Source organism: Sphingomonas cavernae (assembly GCF_003590775.1).
Classification (GTDB): Bacteria; Pseudomonadota; Alphaproteobacteria; order Sphingomonadales; family Sphingomonadaceae; genus Sphingobium_A; species Sphingobium_A cavernae.
Genome location: NZ_QYUM01000003.1, coordinates 1,195,611 through 1,213,624, shown reverse-complemented (window position 1 = coordinate 1,213,624; position 18,014 = coordinate 1,195,611). Strand labels below are relative to the sequence as shown.

Below are 18,014 nucleotides of genomic sequence, written 5' to 3'. Positions count from 1 at the left end.
GTGCACAGCACGGTGGAGGGGTAATTCCACCGTCGGGCAAGGCCCCTCCACCGCTCTTCGAGCGGTCCCCCTCCCCAAGCGAGCTTGGGGAGGAACTTTCTTACTGCGTACCTTCGGCGTACCAGGTACGGAACTTGTCGTATTTCGGCATTTCTTCCGAATTGGCCTTGGGGTCGATCGGCACATGGATGACCGCCGGGCCGCCATGCGCGAAAGCGCGGGCAATGGCCGGGCCGATCTCGTCCGCAGTGGTCACATACTGGCCATAGGCGCCCAGCCCTTCGGCGATCTTGTCGAAGCGCACCTTGTTGCTCCAGTGCGTGCCGGTCTCGGCAGTGCCAAGGCCGAAAGTGCGCTTGTACACACCCACTTCGAGGCCCCACTGGAAATCGACCGCCACCACGCAGACGAGCGGCAGATTGCGGCGCACCGCGACCTCGAGCTCGCCGATGTGGAACAGGAAGGACGAGTCAGACGTCACCAGCATGCCCGGGCGCGTCACGCCCGTCTCTGCGATATCGGCGAGCATCGCGCCGGTGGCATAGGGCAGGCCCGTGCCGATATGCCCGTAATTCTGGTTCCAGATCACGTCGTTCGGCTTGCACTGGTTATAGGTCCAGCCGAAGATCACCGATGCGCCGCCGTCGCGGATCATGATGCCGTCCTTGGGGAAGGCCTTGGTCGCCTCGACAATGAAGCGCGAGGTATGGATCGGTACATCGCCGGTGCCATCGCTCTTGGTCAGCGTTTCCGCGGCAAGGCTGTCGAGCTCGGCCTGCCCGTCCTTCATGAACCTGGCAAGGTCGGGCCCCGCCGCACGGCCCTTGCCCAGCGCGCGGCTGAGTTGCGGCACCACGGCGCGGACGTCGCCGACCAGCGGCACGTCGATCGGACGGTTGACGCCGATCGCGGTGGGATCCTGCTGCACATAGATCCATTTGCGATTGGCTTCACCGGCATGCCAATGCCGCCAGCGGCCGAAGTGCACGGGCTCGCCCAGTTCGGTCGCCAGCGCGACGACGCAGTCGGAAGCTTCCACCGCCTCGATCGAGGCGTCGGAGAACACGTACTGGAAGGTGCGGTCCTCGATGCCCTTGATATAGGAGGTACCGCCGGAGGTCTGGATGACGGGGCAGTTCATCAGCTCGGCCAGTTCCTTCACCGCCGCGCCCGACTTGGTCGTGTGCACCGCGTGGCCGACCAGCAGGATCGGATTCTTGGCTTCGAGGATCAGCTTCGCTGCCTCGGCGATGCGGTCGCCATCGGCACCCTGATTGGTCAGGCGATAGCGGTGCGGCGGGAGCACTTCCGGCACGTCGAGCTCTTCGAGAATGATGTGGCTGGGATATTCGACATAGGTCGGCCCCGGCGTGCCCGACATTGCAACGCGGATCGCCTCGCGGATAACTTCGTCGGTCTGGTCGGCATATTCGATCGCGCCCGAATATTTGACCGAGTCCTCGATCATCGGCTCCTGACGGACGAACTGGATGCGTCCGCGGCGCACGCGCCGTTCGGTGACGCGCGCGCGCTGGCCGCCGAGGAAGATGACCGGCGAATTCTCGACCTTGCAGCACTGAATCGCGGGCATCATGTTCGCCAGCCCGGGCCCGAGCGTGCCGAAGCACAGGGCCGGCTTGCCGGTGATGCGCGACGCGGCTTCGGCCATGAATCCGGCCGCCGCCTCATGGTGCGGCGAGACCACAGTCCAGCCGCGTGCCTCGGCTTCGAGGCAGAGATGGACGAAGTTCGGGTCGGGGATGCCGAACAAGGTCTTGATCCCCTCGGCCTCAAACAGGTCGAGGATGCGCTTGTAGACGGGCGTGCCGCCGGCCTTCAACTTGAGGTCTGATGTTGCCGTTGCCGGCTTGGGATCGTCGTAGCTCATCTTCTACCTCTAATATTGCGTCCCCGCACGCGGGGCTCTCGATGCGAAAGTGGAAGGCCCGATCAGTCTTGATCGGGCAGCAATTGTGGCGCACCCCGGCCCATGAAGGCCGCGAGATTGCGGTGCAGGTTGATGACCTTCTGCTCCTGGTGCGGATTGGGCAAAGGCCCGCGGAATCCGCTCGACTTCATGCCCTTCTGCACGAACTCCATGTTGGAAAAATCCTGCTCGAGGATCGAACCCCAGTTCGCCGCAATCGGGTCGGCATAGACCCACTCGGTCTCCGGCTCCTCGCCCTCGGGGAAGCGTTCGAGCGCATAGCTCTCGAACACGCATTTGTTGGGATCGTCGCCGTACGGCCGCACGCGGTAGCAAAGCGCGAAGGTCACGCCGTGCAGGATGTTCTGGTTTGGCCACAGCCCCCAGGCGAGCCCTGCCTCGGTCATGATCTCGGGCGGAATTTCAGGCCAGATCACGCCGCGCGCCGCATCGTCCTTCTTTGCCGAGGCGAGCCAGTGCGCGATGCAGTCCTGCGCGGTCGCGGTCTCGGGCAGTTCGTCCTTCAGCCGGCTCGCCGCCTTTACCAGCGTCTCGGTGGAGGCAGAGTAGTTGATCGTCTCATAATTCTCGCGGATCAGCTCATAGGTCGAGACGCGCGGATCCTCGCCCTTGCCCGCGCGCGTCGTGCCCGCGCTCTCGCTCATCTGGAACTTGGCGTCACGTGTGTCGTAGCTGCTGACCGAGTGCAGCCCATATTGCTTCGAAAGCGCGTAATAATTGCCATAGGCGAGAAGCTGGGTGTGCGTTCCCGCGACATGATAGGGCTCGAGAAATGCCTCGATCGCCGTCTTCCAGTTGCACGGATAGATCGCCCATTGGCGCCATTTGTAGCGCATCTTGTCGAGCTGGAAGTGATCGAGGATCTCGCCGGCGCGACCCATCCACTCCTTCAGGGACACGCAATCCGGGTCCATGTTGATGTAGATATAGCCGCCCCAGGTATCGACCTTCACCTCGGACAGACAGGTCATCTCGGGCGTCAGGCCGCCATGCCAGTCCTGCTGGTCGAGGATGTAGACGTTGTGGCCGTCCTGATCGTAGGTCCAGCCATGGAAGCCGCAGACGAATTTCTTGCGGTTGTTGCCGCGCACGTCATGGACTTTGCCCGGCAGCATGTCGGGCGTGCTGACTAGCTGCCGGCCGCGATGCGGGCAGACATTGTGGAACGCCTTGAGCGTCCCGTCGTCCTTGCGCAGCACGATGATCGACTCGTCAGCGACGTTGTACGTCATCCAGTCGCCGGGATCGGGCAGATCGGTCTCGCGCTCGACCATCTGCCAGATCTTCGGCCAGAGCAGCTTCTTCTCGGCCAGCGCATAGTCGCGCGAAAGGAAAGCCTCGGTCGGATAGGTGACCAGCTTCTCCGCATCCATGTCTTCGGCAGTGATGCCCGTGGCAGTCAGCTCCGGCTTTTTCATGGAATCCTCCTCCAACGCGATTCCGAGCGGACAATGGCATGCATCGGCACGCTCCGACTTCCCACCTGGACAGATTTTTGATCCTCGTAGCGCAAGTAAACACCCTGCCAAAACGAAAGGCGACCCCTCGGACTCGGTATCCCCCGGGCGATCAGGACCTGAGCTCAAGTCCTTCCAGATCGCCCTTCGCGCGCCAATCCTCGAGCAGTTTCTGGAACGCGCCCCAGCCGGGTCCATAGCTGCGGAACAGCGCCCAGGGCGCCTTCACCTGACCTTCATTGGTGAAGTAGCTCGGCGTGCACTCACGCTGGAACTGGGACATGTCCATCTCGACTTCATGGAAGTGCCGGACATACGCGTCCTGCGCTTCCTTGGTCGGCTCGACGGCCTTCAGACCGCGCTTCAGCGCCTCGCTGATGATATGCGCGCTGTGATAGCCCTGCCGGCCGAACTGCTCGGTCACGCTGGCGTTCAGTCCACCCTGGATATAGCCGATGAAGAACTGGTTGGGGAAACCGCGCGTCATCGTGCCGTGCAGCGTCTCGGGACCATTGGCCCAGTGATCATAGATCGACTCGCCGCCCCTGCCCTCGACCACGTCGATGCCCCAGCGGCGCTTGAGTTCGCTGGTCACTTCGAAGCCGCTGGCGCAGATCAGGCAGTCGATCTCATACTCGATGCCGTTAGCGACGAAACCCTTTTCGGTTATCCGCTCGAGGCCCTTGGTGTCCGAAACGTCGATCAGCTTCACATTGGGCTGGTTGAAGACGCCGTAGAACTCGTTGCTCGACAGCGGCCGCTTGCACAGGAAGCGGTACCAGGGCTTTAGCGATTCCGCGGTTTCCTTGTCCTCGACCATGGTCTCGACGCGGCCGCGCAGCCGCTCCATCACGCGGTAGTCGACGACTTCGCGCCGCGCCATGAACTCTTCGGGCGCGAGCTGGGGCCACCCTTCGGCCGCCAGCTCGGCGGCGAGGTTGCGCGTGATCTCGGTCCAGATGTCGCAGATCTGGTCTTCCTCGCCGGGCGCGAAGAATTCCATCGCCGCGCGGTGGAAATTGGCCTTGCGCTCGTCCTGCCAGCCCGGCTCCAGCGATTTCGCCCAATCGGGATCGGTCGGCGGGTTGGGGCGCTCGTCGACGGTCGAGGGCGTGCGCTGGATGACGTAGAGCTGCTTGGCGTAGCGCGCGAGGTGTGGAACCGCCTGGATCGCGGTCGCGCCCGTGCCGATGATCGCGACGCGCTTGTCGGCCAGCTTGTCGAGCACCGGGTTCTGGTAGCTGCCGCCGGTATAGTCATACTCCCAGCGCGCCGAGTGGAACAGTTTGCCCTTGAACTGGTCGATGCCCGGAATGCCCGGCAGCTTGGGCATGTTGAGCACGCCGCAGCCCATGATGATGAAGCGCGCGCGGAACTCGTCACCGCGGCTCGTCCCGACGCGCCAGCGACCGATTTCCTCGTCCCAGCGCAGCGACGTGATCAGCGTGTGGAGCACCGCCTTGTCGTGGAAGCCGAACTTGCGCGCCATGAGCTTGCAATATTCGTAGATTTCCGCGCCATCTGCGAACTTCTTGGACGGCATGAAGCCCGTCTCTTCGAGCAGCGGCAGATAGCAATAGGCGTCATTGTCGCACTGGATGCCGGGATAGCGGTTCCAGTACCAGACCCCGCCAAAGTCGCCGGCGTGATCGATATTGCGGAAATTGGTCACCCCCGCCTTGGTTAGGTGATAGGAAGCCAGGATCCCCGCGAAGCCCGCGCCCAGCACGACGACGTCGAGATCCTCCGAAATCGGCTCGCGCGCCGTCACCGGCATATGCGGGTCGACGTCGTAGCTATGCGTCACATCGGCGTTCGACGGCACATATTGGTCCTGCCGGTCGGACCGAAGGCGCTTGTCGCGCTCCTGCCGGTACTTTTCCCGCAGCGAGGGGATGTCGAACTCTTCAGGCGCAGGCGTCTGCGTCGGCTTGCAGGTCATCTCCACTCCAGTAATCTCCTTATTTGAACCTGCATAATCAACAGCCCTGTTCATTTACAACTCTCAAAGTGCAAGGTCACGGCGCTCGACTGACGCGATTTCGTAGAATTTAATCAATTAAATCAACGCACAATGCTGACATGGCGCAGGTGGCGGAGGTTCCGGGCGGGCCGCTGTTTTCGCGGGAGCGATGAATCGCGCGCGGTTTCAAGATATCGAACGCTTTGGCTTGAGGCCTTGCGGGCCGAACTGGCAGAGCGAACGCACAAAGCCGAAGACAGGCTGAAATCACAGAATCGAGGATGCCGATGACGCAGCAGCTCATGGATTTCGACGGACGAATTGTCATCGTGACGGGTGCGTCCGGGGGCGGCATCGGCACTGCGCTCACGCGCATGCTCACTCAGGCAGGGGCGACCGTGATCGCCGCGGGCCGGTCAGAGGAAAAGATCGAGAAGAACATCGCGCCATTGGTGGCGCAGGGCCATTCCATCGTCCCGGTCAAGGCCGATGTTTCGACCGACGAGGGCGTCGCGGCGGTGATGGAGGCGGCGCTTGCCGCCAAGGGCACGCTTTACGGCCTGGCCAACGTCGCCGGCGGTGCAGCGCCCGAAACCTGGATGCGCGCGGAGCGCGTGACGCGCGCCGACTGGCGCGCGCTGTTCGCGCAGAATCTCGAGACGATGTTCTTCATGAGCCAGGCCGTGGCGCGTGAACTGCGCGCGCGCGGCCTGCCGGGCTCGATCGTCGGCGTTTCCTCGATCAGCGGCATGAATTCCGCGCCCTATCATATCGCCTATGGCACCGCGAAGGCGGCGGTCGTGGCGGCGACGCGCACGCTCGCGGCCGAGCTGGCGCTCGACAATATCCGGGTCAACACCGTTGCGCCCGGCACCACGATCACGCCCGGCTCAGGCGCCTATATCGACGACGATGCCGAGCGCGATCGCGCAGCAGTCGCGATGGGTCGCCGTGCCCAGCCCGAGGAACAGGCCGGCGCCATCGCCTTCCTGCTGTCGGACCTGGCCAGCTACATCACCGGCCAGACGATCCTCGTGGACGGCGGCCTGAACCTCAAATGGACGCATCTCGGCGCGGACAACACCTCGCTTTTCCTCAAGAACGAGGATTTCCGCGCGGCCATCAAGCGTTAGGGCACGCTATAATTAGCGTGAACCGCTCATCCTGAGGAGGGACTGAGCGAAGGCGAAGGCCCGTCTCGAAGGGCAGCACCGTGCGCCTTCGAGACGCCGTTTCGTCAAGCTCAACGGCTCCTCAGGATGAGCGGCCTGGGCGATTCGATCCGCTCTAACTGGTATGTCAGGGCTCAAGAACCAGCGTGGTCCCCTCGACGCGCCAGCTTTTGAGCGTCGACAGAAAATTCATGCCGAGCAGGTTCATTTCGCCGAGTTCGGGCGACACCGTGGCGCCGATGTCCTTCCGGACGATGGACCCGACCTCCAGCACGCCGATGCGCCCCCGACGCGCCTCGACCGTCCCGTTCGCGGTTTCGACGACCACCGGGAAGCCGCCATCGTCGATATCGACCCCCGCTGCCTCGGCCGTGGCGCGCGACAGCGCGGTAATTGTCGCGCCGCTGTCTATCAGAAAGCGCACCGGTCGTCCGTTGATCGTGCCATTGGCCCAGAAATGCCCATCCTCGGCCATCGCAATCCTGAGCGGAGCCCCCGGCGCCTCGGAATGCTGACCGAGCGCGGAAAGCTTTATCTCGCTCCATGCGACACCGATCTGGTGTCGGAATGCGAACAGCACGAAAAGCGCCGCGAAGATCGCCACCCACCCCAGCACGATCTTGAACGTGCTCTTCAGCGGCAGGCGCCGTGCAAGAAGTGAACTCCCGACCAGAACCAGCGCGCCGATGCCCCAGATGAGATTGATGCTCTGATCGTCGGTCATCCTGTCTCCAGTTCCAGCCCGTCCCACGCGGCCATCACGCCCTCGGGCAACGCCCTGCACAATGTCGCATAATCCATCGACTGGTCCATATGAGTCAGAACCGCACGATCGGGGGCCAGCGCTGCGATCCATTCCAGCGTCTGCGCCAGATGCGGGTGCGTCGGATGTGGCTTGTGGCGCAATGCATCGACCACCCAGAGGTCGACGCCTTCGAACAAATTCGCCATATCCTCCGTCAGGATGTTGAAATCAGTGGAATATCCTATCGAACTCTGCGGCCCGTCGAAGCGCAGGCCCGCCGAGGTGATGCTGCCATGCGGCTGGTCGGTGACGCGGACGCGAATATCGCCAAACTGCCAGTCGCTTTCGAGCACATGCCCCGTCACCGTCGGCGGATAACCATCCTTGCCGTCAAAGGCATAGGCGAAACGCGTGCGCAGCGATGCCAGTGTGTCGGGCCGCGCATAACCGTTCACCGGCCGTCCGCGGGCGTGGAAGAGCTGCCTCAGATCGTCGATGCCGTGGCAATGATCGGCATGGTCGTGCGTCCAGATCACCGCGTCGACATCGGCGATGTCGGCGTCGAGCAACTGCTCGCGCAGATCGGGCGAGGTATCGACGAGGATGCGGGTGGTCGCGCTCTCGACGAGTATAGAGGCGCGCCGCCTGCGGTTCTTCGGCTCGGTCGGATCGCAATTGCCCCAGTCATTCCCGATCCGCGGCACGCCCGAGGACGTGCCGCAGCCCAGTATCCGAAGCTTCATTTGCGCGCTCCCGCGAAGGCGGGAGCCCAGAGTCCACTAACCGAAGCTGGACCCCCGCCTGCGCGGGGGTACTCGATGCTCACGCCACGGCCTTGGCGAAGAGCGCGTGGAAGTTGCGCGTCGTCTGTTCGGCAAGCGCCTCGATGCTTTCGCCGCGCAGATCGGCCAGGAAGCGCGCGGTATCGGCCACATAGCCTGGCTCACACGGCTTGCCGCGGTGCGGCACCGGCGCAAGGAACGGCGAGTCGGTTTCGATCAGCAGGCGGTCAGCGGGAAGCCGTGCAGCGGTTGCCTGCAGATCCTTCGCATTCTTGAAGGTTACGATACCCGATATCGAGATATAAAGGCCGAGTTCCAACGCGATATCGGCGAATTCTCCACTCGCTGTGAAGCAGTGGATGACGCCCGGATAGGCGCCCTTTCCCATCTCGTCGCGCAGGATCGCGGCAGTGTCATCTTCGGCGTCACGCGTGTGGACGATCAGCGGCAGGCCCGTCTCGCGCGATGCCGCGATATGCGCGCGAAAGCTCTTCTGCTGCTGCGCACGGTCCGAATGGTCGTAATAATAGTCGAGGCCCGTCTCGCCGATCCCGATCACCCTGGGGTGCGCCGCGCGGCTGACGAGCTTCGCTGTATCGATATCGGGATGCTGGTCGGCCTCGTGCGGATGGATGCCGACGGTCGCCCAGACATCGTCCTCGCGCTCGGCGGTCGCGATGATCTCGTCCCATTCGCGCTCGCGTGTCGAGATGTTGAGCATCATGCCCACGCCTGCCGCGCGCGCGCGGTCGAGCACGCCCGACTGGTCCTCGACCAGACCCTTATAGTTCAGGTGGCAGTGGCTATCGACGAACATGCTGGGCCAGATAAGCCGTCCCCCCTTCATTGTCATCCCCGCGAAAGCGGGGATCCAGCTTTCTTGCAGGACTTGAGTTGCGGAAAGAAGCGGGATTCCCGCCTGCGCGGGAATGACGGGAGAGGATCAGGCGGATTCTTCGGCGGGAAGCTCCAGCCTCGGAAAGATGGGGCTCGGCGGCGCCAAAGTGAAGTCCGAAGCGGCAAGCGCGCCATACCATTCGCGCTTGCGGACCGCCTCATAGGTCCGCGCCGCCTCCGGCACGCCCATCTGATCGAGCAGCCTCGCCGTGGCGGCGGGAAGGATCGGCTGGATCGCGATCGCCAGATTGCCGATGGCCTCGTAAAGCACCGCCAGCACCGCAGCCATGCGCGCGGGATCGGTCTTGCGAAGCGTCCAGGGAGCCTGCGCGTCGATATATTGATTGCAGGCGAACACTGCACGCATCCAGCTTTCGATCGCTGCGGATATCTCGAGCTGCCCCATATGGCGCTCGAACTGGACGCTGCAGGCGTCGACGACGCCGTTGAGCAGTTTCACATCGTCCTCGGTCGGTTCAAAGCCTTCCGCGACCAGCCTGCCTTCACAATTCTTGGCAATGAAGCTCAGCGTGCGCTGCGCGAGATTGCCGAAGCTGTTGGCAAGGTCGGCGTTGCAACGCGTGACGATCGCTTCCTCGCTATAGCTGCCGTCATTGCCGAAAGTGACTTCGCTCAGCAGGAAATAGCGAAGCTGATCGACGCCGAAGCGCTCGGCATAGGCGATCGGATCGACGACATTGCCGAGCGATTTCGACATCTTCTCGCCGCGGTTGAGCAGGAAGCCGTGCCCGAAGACCTGCTTCGGCAGCGCGATGTTCGCCGACATCAGGAAGGCGGGCCAATAGACCGCGTGGAAACGGACGATGTCCTTGCCGATGATATGATAGTCGGCGGGCCAGTATTTGCGGAACTCCGCCGTATCCCCGGGATAGCCAACGCCCGTCAGGTAATTGGTGAGCGCGTCGAGCCAGACGTACATGACATGGCCCTCGCTGTCAGGCACCTTCACCCCCCAGTCGAAGCTGGTGCGCGAAACCGACAGGTCGGAAAGTCCGCCCTCGACGAAGCGCAGCACCTCGTTGCGGCGGCTTTCGGGGCGAATGAAATCGGGATTCGCCGCATAGTGCTTCAGCAGCGGCTCCTGATATTTGGAAAGGCGGAAGAACCAGCTTTCCTCGGCGGTCCAGGTGACGGGCGTGCCCTGCGGCGACAGCTTTTCGCCGCCCTCCCCCTCGACGAGTTCCTTCTCGTCGTAAAAGGCCTCGTCGCGAACCGAGTACCAGCCTTCGTATCGATCGAGATAGAGGTCGCCATTGGCCTCGAGCGCCTTCCAGATCGCCTGGCTGGCCGCGTGATGATCGGGCTCGCTGGTCTGGATGAAGCGATCATAGGAAACGTTGAGAACGTCATCCATTTCCTTGAAATAAGCGGACATTTCATCTGCGAGGGCGCCCGGCTCAATGTCGCGGTCGCGCGCGGTCTGCGCCATCTTCAGACCGTGGACGTCGGTTCCCGTCATGAAGAACACGTCGCGACCCATCAGCCGCTGGAAGCGCGCGATCGCATCGGTCGCGATCGCTTCATAAGCATGGCCGATATGCGGGCGGCCATTGGGGTAGGAGATGGCCGTGGTGATGTAGAAAGGCTGCTGCGTCATAGGCCTCAGCCTTTAGCGTCAGAACGCCTCGGGGCAAGTCCGGCGATCAGCGTGCCGATCTGGAAAACCACGCTTTGCGGCTCCAGCGACGTGCCGACCGCGCTCGAGGCAAGCGCGCGGCATTGTTCCCACAGCGCGATCGCATCGGCGAGCGCCTGCCCCTGGCGGCGTTCGGCGGCGCGCGCGATGAAGCCGGGGGCACGCTGGAGAAAGGCCTCGTAGCGCATCTGCGCGGCCTTGAGCGAAAGGCTCTTGGCCAACGCGATCCGCGTCGCGTTGCCGGGATCACCGCTGGTCGCGAGTAACGCCATGGCTTCATCAAGCGCCGCAATGTCGAGCCCCGCAAAGCCCAGCGCGCGCCCGGGCGAGCCCTCGCCTGCGCGGACCAGCGCTGCGATCTCGGCGGCGTCGGCCTCGGGAAGCTCAGCTCGGAGCACGTTCGCCATCGCGGCCTCGTCGAGCGCGGAAAAGCGCAGCAGACGGCATCGCGACCGGATCGTCGGCAGCAACCGGCCCGGCGCGTGGCTGACGAGCAGGAAGACGGTATCGGCCGGCGGCTCCTCGAGATTCTTGAGCAGCGCGTTGGCGGCCGCGCGTTCGAGATCGTCGATCGCGTCGATCACGATCACGCGCCGCGACGACATCGAAGGCGTCGTGACGAACATCCCCTGGAGCGTCCGCACCTGCGCGATCGGGATGTTGCGCGCGAGTTCGCCCGTACTCTCCTTCGCCAGCCGCTCGAGCCGTCTGAAATCGGGATGACTGCCGGCGGCGACCAGCTTTGCGGTCGGATGATCGGGGCCCACATACAGCCCCTCGCCGCCCGGTGGCGGACCCGCGGCCTCGGCGAGCAGACGCAGCGCTGCCATATCGGCGAAGCGCGCCTTGCCGATGCCCTGCGCCCCCGTCAGCAGCCACGCATGGTGCAGCTTGCCGCTCGCCATCGCTTCGCAAAAGGCAGCGATTTGCGCGTCATGCCCGATGAGTGACGTCATGACGGCAACAGGTCCAGCCGCGCCAGAACCTGGGTAATCGCATCGGCGCGGACCTGATCGGCCGGGCGCGCGGCGTCGATTACCAATGTGCGCTCGACATCATGCTGCGCCTGATCGAGAAAGCCGCCGCGCACGCGATCGTGAAAGCCGATGTCGAGATCCTCGAAGCGGCCTTCGTCGAGTTCCGCGTCGCTCAGCCTTGCGCGGCTGCGCGCCAGCCCGACCCGCGGATCGACGTCGAGCAGCACGGTGATGTCGGGCCAGAGGTCATCGACAAGATCGCGGTGCAGACCCCGAATCAGGGACTCCGAAATGCCGCGCCCAGCCCCTTGATAGGCAAGCGTCGAGCCGACAAAGCGATCGCACAGCACGATACGCCCCGCCGCCAGCGCCGGCGCTATCACCCGCTTGACATGCTGGATGCGCGCCGCGGTCATCAGCAGCAGTTCGGCACCCTGATCCCAGACCGCGCCCTCCGCCGAAAGCAGCAGCTCGCGCAGCTTCAGTCCCTCGTCGGTGCCACCGGGTTCGCGCGTGACGAGCAGGTCGTGGTCGGCCGCGGTCAGCCGCGCCGACAGCGCCTCGATCACGCCGCCCTTGCCCGATCCGTCACCGCCTTCGACCACGATGAAGCGCCCGCGCGCCGCCCTGCCGTCAGCCATGAGTTTCGATGTTCGTGAGATGCCGCATCGCGCCTACTATCCGGTTTTTCCCCTGGACAACAAGGCAACGCTGTCCGGCGATCAGGCACTAGGCGAAGATCGACATCAATCCTGCCCACGCGCGGCCAAAGAACCCGGCCTCGCCGACATCGCTTTCAGCGACGAGCGGCATCGTCTGCGGCGGGGTATCAGGCGTGGTCACGACGAGATCCGCGATGTGCTGCCCCTTCTTGATAGGCGCCTTCACCGGGCCATTATAGACGACCGAGACTTTCATGTTCGACGCTGCGCCGCCGGGCAATGTCACCGCGATATCGCGCGGCGCGATCAGCCCGACCTCGTTCTCGTCGCCGAGCTGGACCTCGGCGGTCTGGACGCGTTTGCCCTTCGAGACGATCTGCTTGGCGGTCCATGCCTTGAAGCCCCAGTCCATGAAGCGCACCGATTCCTCGATGCGGCCGTTGAAACTGGTCAGCCCCGACACGACCATGACGATGCGGCGGCCATTCTGGATGGCCGAACCGGTGAAGCCATAACCGGCCTCCTCGGTATGGCCCGTCTTGAGGCCATCGGCGCCGGTTACGCGACCGAGCAGCGGATCGCGATTCGGTTGTGTGATGGACTTCCCGTCGGACAGCGTGCGCGTATATTCGTGCTGGCTATAGAAGGCCTTGTAGAGATCGGGGAACTCCTCGATCGACGCCTTTGCGAGCTTCGCAAGATCGCGCGCCGTCACATAGGTCACGCCCTCATCGGGCCAGCCGTTGCTGTTGCCGAAATGGCTGTTGGTCAGGCCGAGCTTCTTCGCAGCATCGTTCATGCGCTGCGCGAACGCGGCTTCGGTGCCCGCAATACCCTCGGCGAGCACGACACAGGCATCGTTGCCCGACAGCGTCACGATGCCGTGAAGCAGGTCCTTGACGCTCACCTGCTCGCCGGTCTCGAGAAACATCGTCGATCCCGCTGCCGGGCCGTGCCATTGCCGCCAGGTTTCGGGGCGGACCATGAACTTCTGGTCGAGCTTCAGCTCACCGCGCTTGATCATGTCGAACGCGACATAGACCGTCATCATCTTCGCCATCGAGGCGGGCGGAATGCGCTGATCCGCGCCCTTTGCATAGAGCACCGCGCCCGACGAGAGGTCTTCCATATAGGCGATCGGCGCAGGCGTCTCATAAGGCGGCGCCGCAGCGCTCACGGGAACGGCAAGCGCAAGCGCGAACAGCGAAGGAAGGACCAAGGGTTTCATCGGAGCCTTTCAATGGGGCGTAGTGGGTGTCGTGGCGCGGAATCCAGCAGGATCTGTGCATCGGGATAGCCCTTCACACCTGCCTCGCGCAACGCCTGTTTCGCCGCAGCCTGGTCGTCGAACGGCCCGAAACGGACACGGTACACCGTACCGGCGCGGTCAACGCGCGCACCGATACGGCGAGCCATCGCGTTGGCGCGCCCATGACTGGCAAAGGCGGCGATCTGAACAAAGCGCGGTACGCCGTCGGGCGCCGGTCCCGATGGCGGCGCCAATGCATGTCCGCGCGGCTCCGGCGCTCCGCGTGTCTCACCGGGTTGGACTCGACGTATCCGCACGCGGGCATGTCCAGTTCCTGAAATGCCGAGCATGCGCGCGGCGCCGTGCGAAAGGTCGACCAACCTGTTGTTTGAAAAGGGCCCCCGATCGTTGACGCGCGCCACGATTGTTCGCCCGGTATCGAGCGCGGTCACTTCGATATAGCTCGACAGCGGCAAGGTCGGATGCGCAGCGCTGATCGCATCGGGGTCGAATGGCTCACCGCTCGCGGTCGGCCTGCCGCGAAGTTCGTCGCCATACCAGCTCGCATAGCCCGTCGCCTCGTAGTGCGGCACCATCTTCACGGGCATGCCGGGCACAGAACTCGTGGGGAAGAAGGCCGCGACCCGTCCCATATTTCGTGGCTCTGCCGGCGCCCCGGCCTGATCGGTAGCGCCGCACCCTGCCAGCAGCGCCGGCAGCCATGCGGTAAGCGCGATTTCAGCGCGCCACTTCATCCGCGAGCAGACCCACCGACAACGCGTAGAAATTGGAGCAATTATAGTCGAGGATCACACGATAATTGCCCGTGAGCAGATAGGCGGTCTGTCCGGCGCCGTCGGGTTCAAGCAACGATGCGAGTTCGCTGTCGCGCGGCACCGGATAGCCGATCGGCGTCACCCCGAGCGCCTTCCATTCGGCGACCGTCTTCCACTGGCTATGACGGTCATGGACCCGGGCGCAGCGCGGAGAGACGAGCTTCGATCGAATCGCATTGCGATCCAGCCTCGCGGGCACGCGCACCGCCACGCCCCAGGGAACATTCGGCCGCCAGCCCGCATTGACGAAATAATTGGCGATGGAAGCGAGCGCATCGGATTCGCTGGTCCAGATATCCTTGCGCCCGTCGCCGTCGCCATCCTTGGCGAGGCGCAGATAAATCGAAGGCAGGAATTGCGGATAGCCCGTCGCGCCCGCCCAGCTCCCTACCAGCCGACCGCGCGGCACACCCTGATCGATCATCTTCAGCGCCGCCAGAAACTCGGCGGTAAACAGATCACGCCGGCGCCCCTCATAAGCGAGGCTTGCGAGCGCACGCAGCAGATCGAAGTCGCCGGTATAGCTGCCGTAATTGGTTTCGTGGCCATAGATCGCGACCATGATCGCCTCGGGTACGCCCGTCTCGCGTTCGATCCGCGAAAGATTGCCGCGAAGCTGCTGATACTTGGCGCGACCGCGATTGATTCGCGCAGCATCGACATGCCGCGCCTTATAGGGTGCGAAAGCGGGGATCGGACTGTTGGTCGCGCCACCGGGCTGTGCGCGGTCAAGTTCGATCACGCGCGGATTGTAACTGAGCGTAGGGATCACGCTGTCGAGCGTCCGGCGGCTTATTCCCTGCCGCTCGGCCTGACCGCGCAGTCCGGCCAGGAACGACTGGAAACCGCTCTCGTCTTGCGCAAGTGCGGGCGTAACCACAAGGTTGCTGCTCTGGGGCACCGCGGCGGCAACCAGAAGAGCGGCAGAAAACAGAAAGTAACGCATCGTCTTCCCCCTGGAGCCTTTCCCGGCAAGGTGGAATCGCCTTGCCGGACAAGAAAGGCTCTCGACTCCACATCTTGAGCACTTCCCGGCCGAAAAACCGGTTCCCACTTTTTCGGGAAGTGCTCTAGCCCCATGGATGCCATAGCCGGGGCCGCGCGGGAATCCCCTTTCGTCTCAGGCGAGGCACAAAAGATCGTTTGCGTTACGATAAAGCCGGCGCAGCTTCCCCCTTCCCCTCGGCACGCGTCGAGGATATGGGCTCGCCTGAACGGACAGGTGGCCGAGTGGTTTAAGGCAGCGGTCTTGAAAACCGCCGTGGGTGCAAGCTCACCGTGGGTTCGAATCCCACCCTGTCCGCCATCAACCGGTGTTGCAGCATAGAAAGCTTCCAGCGACGCGGCCCCAAAGCCCTCCCTATGACCGACCGGCGAAACAAAAAAGGCGCCGTAGCGGAAAGGGCTGCCAACAACGGCCATCGTTCAAAAGAACGAATCAGACAAGACTTTGGTATATTTTTGAATTGTAATGCTAAGTTAGATGGGTAATATCGAAACACCGACGCAGTTAAGCAACATTTCAATAATATAAAATAATCTCCTGAATCGAGTCGCAATAATGCTGACGTATCTTAGGCTCATCGGGGTGGGCTTTTGAGTTGTCCGACGATCGTCAGCGCCCTTGGGGGGGTGAACGACGATGGAGCTAACCATGCCGAATTTGCCGGCCCCCAACCACGCGCTCGTCTCTTCGATTTCTCGCCCGCCTTTTGCAGATTTTTCGCTGCCCGCAGGTCAAATTAGCCTGGAAGCCACATCAAAGCGTCGTCCTAGCAATGATGTTCATACAGCTTTCGGCGAGTTGCTCGAAGCGATGCCAGCCCAGGCGGCAATCCTCGACGCTGATGCACACATCCTTGCAACCAATTATGCATGGCGCCAGGCGGGTATCGATGGACTCGCCCTTGGTGGAATCACTCACCCTGGCGACAGCTATATCGAGGCCTGCCGGGCTCGCGCACGTCTGGCCGGCGATGCCCGGATCCTAGGTAAATATCTCAGCGATTTGCGCCAGGGCAGCCAGACACGGATAAGCCACATCTATTCGATGATCATCGATGGCAAGAAAAGACGTTTCGTCGCCAATGGCGCCCGTCTCCGGGACCACAACGGCGAGATGCTCCTGTCGTTTTCGGAGATCACCGACGTCGATCAGATGGTTGAAGAGCGACGGCGACACTGCCTGTCGCTGCTTCACGCTGAGGAAGAGGAACGCAAGCGGATCGCGCGCGAGTTGCATGACGAAACAGCCCAACAACTGGCGCTGATGCAATTCGGGCTCATGGCGCTCAGAGATGCGCGAAACGGTACAGCAATCGAATCTGCCTGCAACAAGATCGAGGAGGCGCTCGGACAGGTACAGCATCAGGTGCGAACGCTTAGCTACGTCCTTCATCCGCCCGAAATAGGCACGGCTGGAATCGAGATTGCGCTCCATAATTTCGCCAAAGGGTTCGGGCGACGGGCCGGCCTTCACATCGAATTTCGTAATGAAGCCGGGCATCTGGAACTGGATCAGGAAGCGGAAGTCGCGCTGTATCGCGTGGCACAAGAAGCGCTGATGAACGTGCACAAGCACGCGGCCGCGTCCAGGACGAGCGTTCGCTTGCTGCCGGGTGATCGCGAATTGATCCTCGAGATCGAGGATAACGGCATCGGCATGCCCAAACACATTGCTTCGACGCGTAGCGCGGCGGAACTAGGGGTTGGGCTTGTGGGGATGCGCGAGCGGATCGAAGCGCTTGGGGGGCGCCTTGACGTCATTGTTCTGCCAGTGGGAACCCGCATTTCTGCACGTATCCCATATTGAGCAGATCAAGGCTGCACAATGTTGTTCCTGACGGCATAGCGCACCAGCTCGGCTGTCGTCTTGAGGTTGAGCTTGTGCATGGCGGCCGCGCGGTGCGTTTCGATCGTCTTGACGCTTAGCTCCAGAATATGCGCAATTTCCTTGTTGATCTTGCCCTCCGCAATCAACTGGACGATCTCGCGTTCGCGAGGCGTGAGCGTCGTGGCATTGCTGGACGCCGCGCTCGTTTCGAGGAAGTGATCCAGCAGCGTCTCGGATACGGCCCCGGAGAAATACGGTTTCCGCACTGCCAGCGCTTCGACCGCGGCAAGCAAATGTGGGCCAGTATCCGATTTCAAGACGTAGCCGCGCGCGCCGGCGCGTAGCACTTCGATCAGAATATCTTCCCGATCATGCATCGTGTAGATCAGAATCTCGATGTTCGGGATATCTCGCTTGAGTGCGCGGGTCAGTTCCAGGCCGTTCAGAAGCGGAAGGGAATAATCGATAATGGCGATATCGGGCCGGGTCTGTAGCGCCAGTTGAAGCGCCTGATGTCCATCTGACGCTTCAGCGATGACGCTCCAACCCGGCCGCGTCTCGATGAAACTGCGCACGCCCTGTCGCATGGCCTCGTGGTCGTCAGCGATCAGTATTCTGCGCAAGGGACTTCCCATGATAGTTCCTCTGAGTCCCAAGCATGCCACTGGCACCCTGGCCTTCTCTCCACTGTCGACCTCGCGCTACGCATGTGTCGAACGGACGAAGGTTCATCATGGCTGGCGTCGGGATTTCCGCAATAGGTGAATACCCCAGCTTATGGCGGACAAAACCTTGCTCAAGGGGTGTTCAGATCCGGAATTCCCCCACCCGCGGGC

General features: G+C 62.8%; 15 protein-coding genes and 1 tRNA gene. 3 read left to right on the top strand and 13 right to left on the bottom strand.

Going from position 1 to position 18,014, the window contains the following annotated elements; genetic code table 11:
• Positions 1 to 100: 100 nt before the first annotated feature.
• The 3 genes from D3876_RS13440 to D3876_RS13430 all read right to left on the bottom strand — a co-directional run bounded on the left by D3876_RS13440 (position 101) and on the right by D3876_RS13430 (position 5,347).
• Positions 101 to 1,888: a thiamine pyrophosphate-binding protein gene (locus D3876_RS13440; RefSeq protein ID WP_119762940.1), complete on the bottom strand. Its 1,788-nt coding sequence runs from the start codon at positions 1,886 to 1,888 to the stop codon at positions 101 to 103.
• Between the two features lie 62 nt (positions 1,889 to 1,950).
• A complete protein-coding gene (locus tag D3876_RS13435; protein WP_119762938.1) occupies positions 1,951 to 3,366 on the bottom strand; it encodes an aromatic ring-hydroxylating oxygenase subunit alpha in 1,416 nt (471 codons plus the stop codon).
• Positions 3,367 to 3,517: 151 nt separating this feature from the next.
• Positions 3,518 to 5,347 (bottom strand): flavin-containing monooxygenase, encoded by a 1,830-nt coding sequence (locus D3876_RS13430; protein WP_119762936.1) that lies wholly within the window; start codon positions 5,345 to 5,347, stop codon positions 3,518 to 3,520.
• 308 nt (positions 5,348 to 5,655) lie between these two features.
• Between D3876_RS13430 and D3876_RS13425 the strand changes: the two genes are divergently transcribed.
• Complete coding sequence (locus D3876_RS13425) at positions 5,656 to 6,501, top strand: SDR family NAD(P)-dependent oxidoreductase (RefSeq protein WP_119763870.1); 846 nt, start codon at positions 5,656 to 5,658, stop codon at positions 6,499 to 6,501.
• 166 nt (positions 6,502 to 6,667) lie between these two features.
• On the opposite strand, the gene D3876_RS13420 is transcribed toward D3876_RS13425, so the two are convergent.
• The 9 genes from D3876_RS13420 to D3876_RS13375 form a co-directional block, all read right to left on the bottom strand.
• On the bottom strand, positions 6,668 to 7,264 hold the full coding sequence (locus tag D3876_RS13420; RefSeq protein WP_119762934.1) for a retropepsin-like aspartic protease family protein: 597 nt from the start codon (positions 7,262 to 7,264) through the stop codon (positions 6,668 to 6,670).
• A complete protein-coding gene (locus D3876_RS13415; RefSeq protein ID WP_119762932.1) occupies positions 7,261 to 8,028 on the bottom strand; it encodes an MBL fold metallo-hydrolase in 768 nt (255 codons plus the stop codon). The genes D3876_RS13420 and D3876_RS13415 overlap by 4 nt, the downstream gene beginning before the upstream one ends.
• Positions 8,029 to 8,107: 79 nt before the next feature.
• The gene (locus D3876_RS13410) at positions 8,108 to 8,884 is read right to left on the bottom strand and encodes a TatD family hydrolase (RefSeq protein ID WP_119762930.1); all 777 of its coding nucleotides are present in this window, start codon (positions 8,882 to 8,884) and stop codon (positions 8,108 to 8,110) included.
• 126 nt (positions 8,885 to 9,010) lie between these two features.
• Positions 9,011 to 10,582, bottom strand: a complete 1,572-nt coding sequence (metG, locus tag D3876_RS13400) for a methionine--tRNA ligase (protein WP_119762926.1) — start codon at positions 10,580 to 10,582, stop codon at positions 9,011 to 9,013.
• A gap of 5 nt (positions 10,583 to 10,587) precedes the next feature.
• Entirely contained in the window at positions 10,588 to 11,577 is a 990-nt protein-coding gene (locus D3876_RS13395) for a DNA polymerase III subunit delta' (protein WP_119762924.1), read from the bottom strand.
• Positions 11,574 to 12,239: a dTMP kinase gene (gene tmk, locus D3876_RS13390; RefSeq protein ID WP_119762922.1), complete on the bottom strand. Its 666-nt coding sequence runs from the start codon at positions 12,237 to 12,239 to the stop codon at positions 11,574 to 11,576. The genes D3876_RS13395 and tmk overlap by 4 nt, the downstream gene beginning before the upstream one ends.
• Before the next feature lie 88 nt (positions 12,240 to 12,327).
• Positions 12,328 to 13,488, bottom strand: coding sequence for a D-alanyl-D-alanine carboxypeptidase family protein (locus tag D3876_RS13385; RefSeq protein WP_119762920.1), 1,161 nt, complete (start codon positions 13,486 to 13,488; stop codon positions 12,328 to 12,330).
• Positions 13,485 to 14,264 (bottom strand): septal ring lytic transglycosylase RlpA family protein, encoded by a 780-nt coding sequence (locus D3876_RS13380; RefSeq protein ID WP_119762918.1) that lies wholly within the window; start codon positions 14,262 to 14,264, stop codon positions 13,485 to 13,487. The genes D3876_RS13385 and D3876_RS13380 overlap by 4 nt, the downstream gene beginning before the upstream one ends.
• Positions 14,248 to 15,291 (bottom strand): lytic murein transglycosylase, encoded by a 1,044-nt coding sequence (locus D3876_RS13375; protein WP_119762916.1) that lies wholly within the window; start codon positions 15,289 to 15,291, stop codon positions 14,248 to 14,250. The genes D3876_RS13380 and D3876_RS13375 overlap by 17 nt, the downstream gene beginning before the upstream one ends.
• A gap of 270 nt (positions 15,292 to 15,561) precedes the next feature.
• Between D3876_RS13375 and D3876_RS13370 the strand changes: the two genes are divergently transcribed.
• Together D3876_RS13370 and D3876_RS13365 are read left to right on the top strand one after the other, a co-directional pair.
• A tRNA-Ser gene (locus D3876_RS13370) sits at positions 15,562 to 15,651 on the top strand.
• Between the two features lie 348 nt (positions 15,652 to 15,999).
• Positions 16,000 to 17,157 carry a sensor histidine kinase gene (locus tag D3876_RS13365; RefSeq protein ID WP_182912008.1) on the top strand — a complete coding sequence of 386 codons (1,158 nt, stop codon included), beginning with the start codon at positions 16,000 to 16,002 and terminating at the stop codon, positions 17,155 to 17,157.
• Positions 17,158 to 17,162: 5 nt separating this feature from the next.
• Here D3876_RS13365 and D3876_RS13360 read toward each other — a convergent pair whose 3' ends face one another.
• Complete coding sequence (locus D3876_RS13360) at positions 17,163 to 17,813, bottom strand: response regulator (protein WP_119762912.1); 651 nt, start codon at positions 17,811 to 17,813, stop codon at positions 17,163 to 17,165.
• Positions 17,814 to 18,014 lie beyond the last annotated feature (201 nt).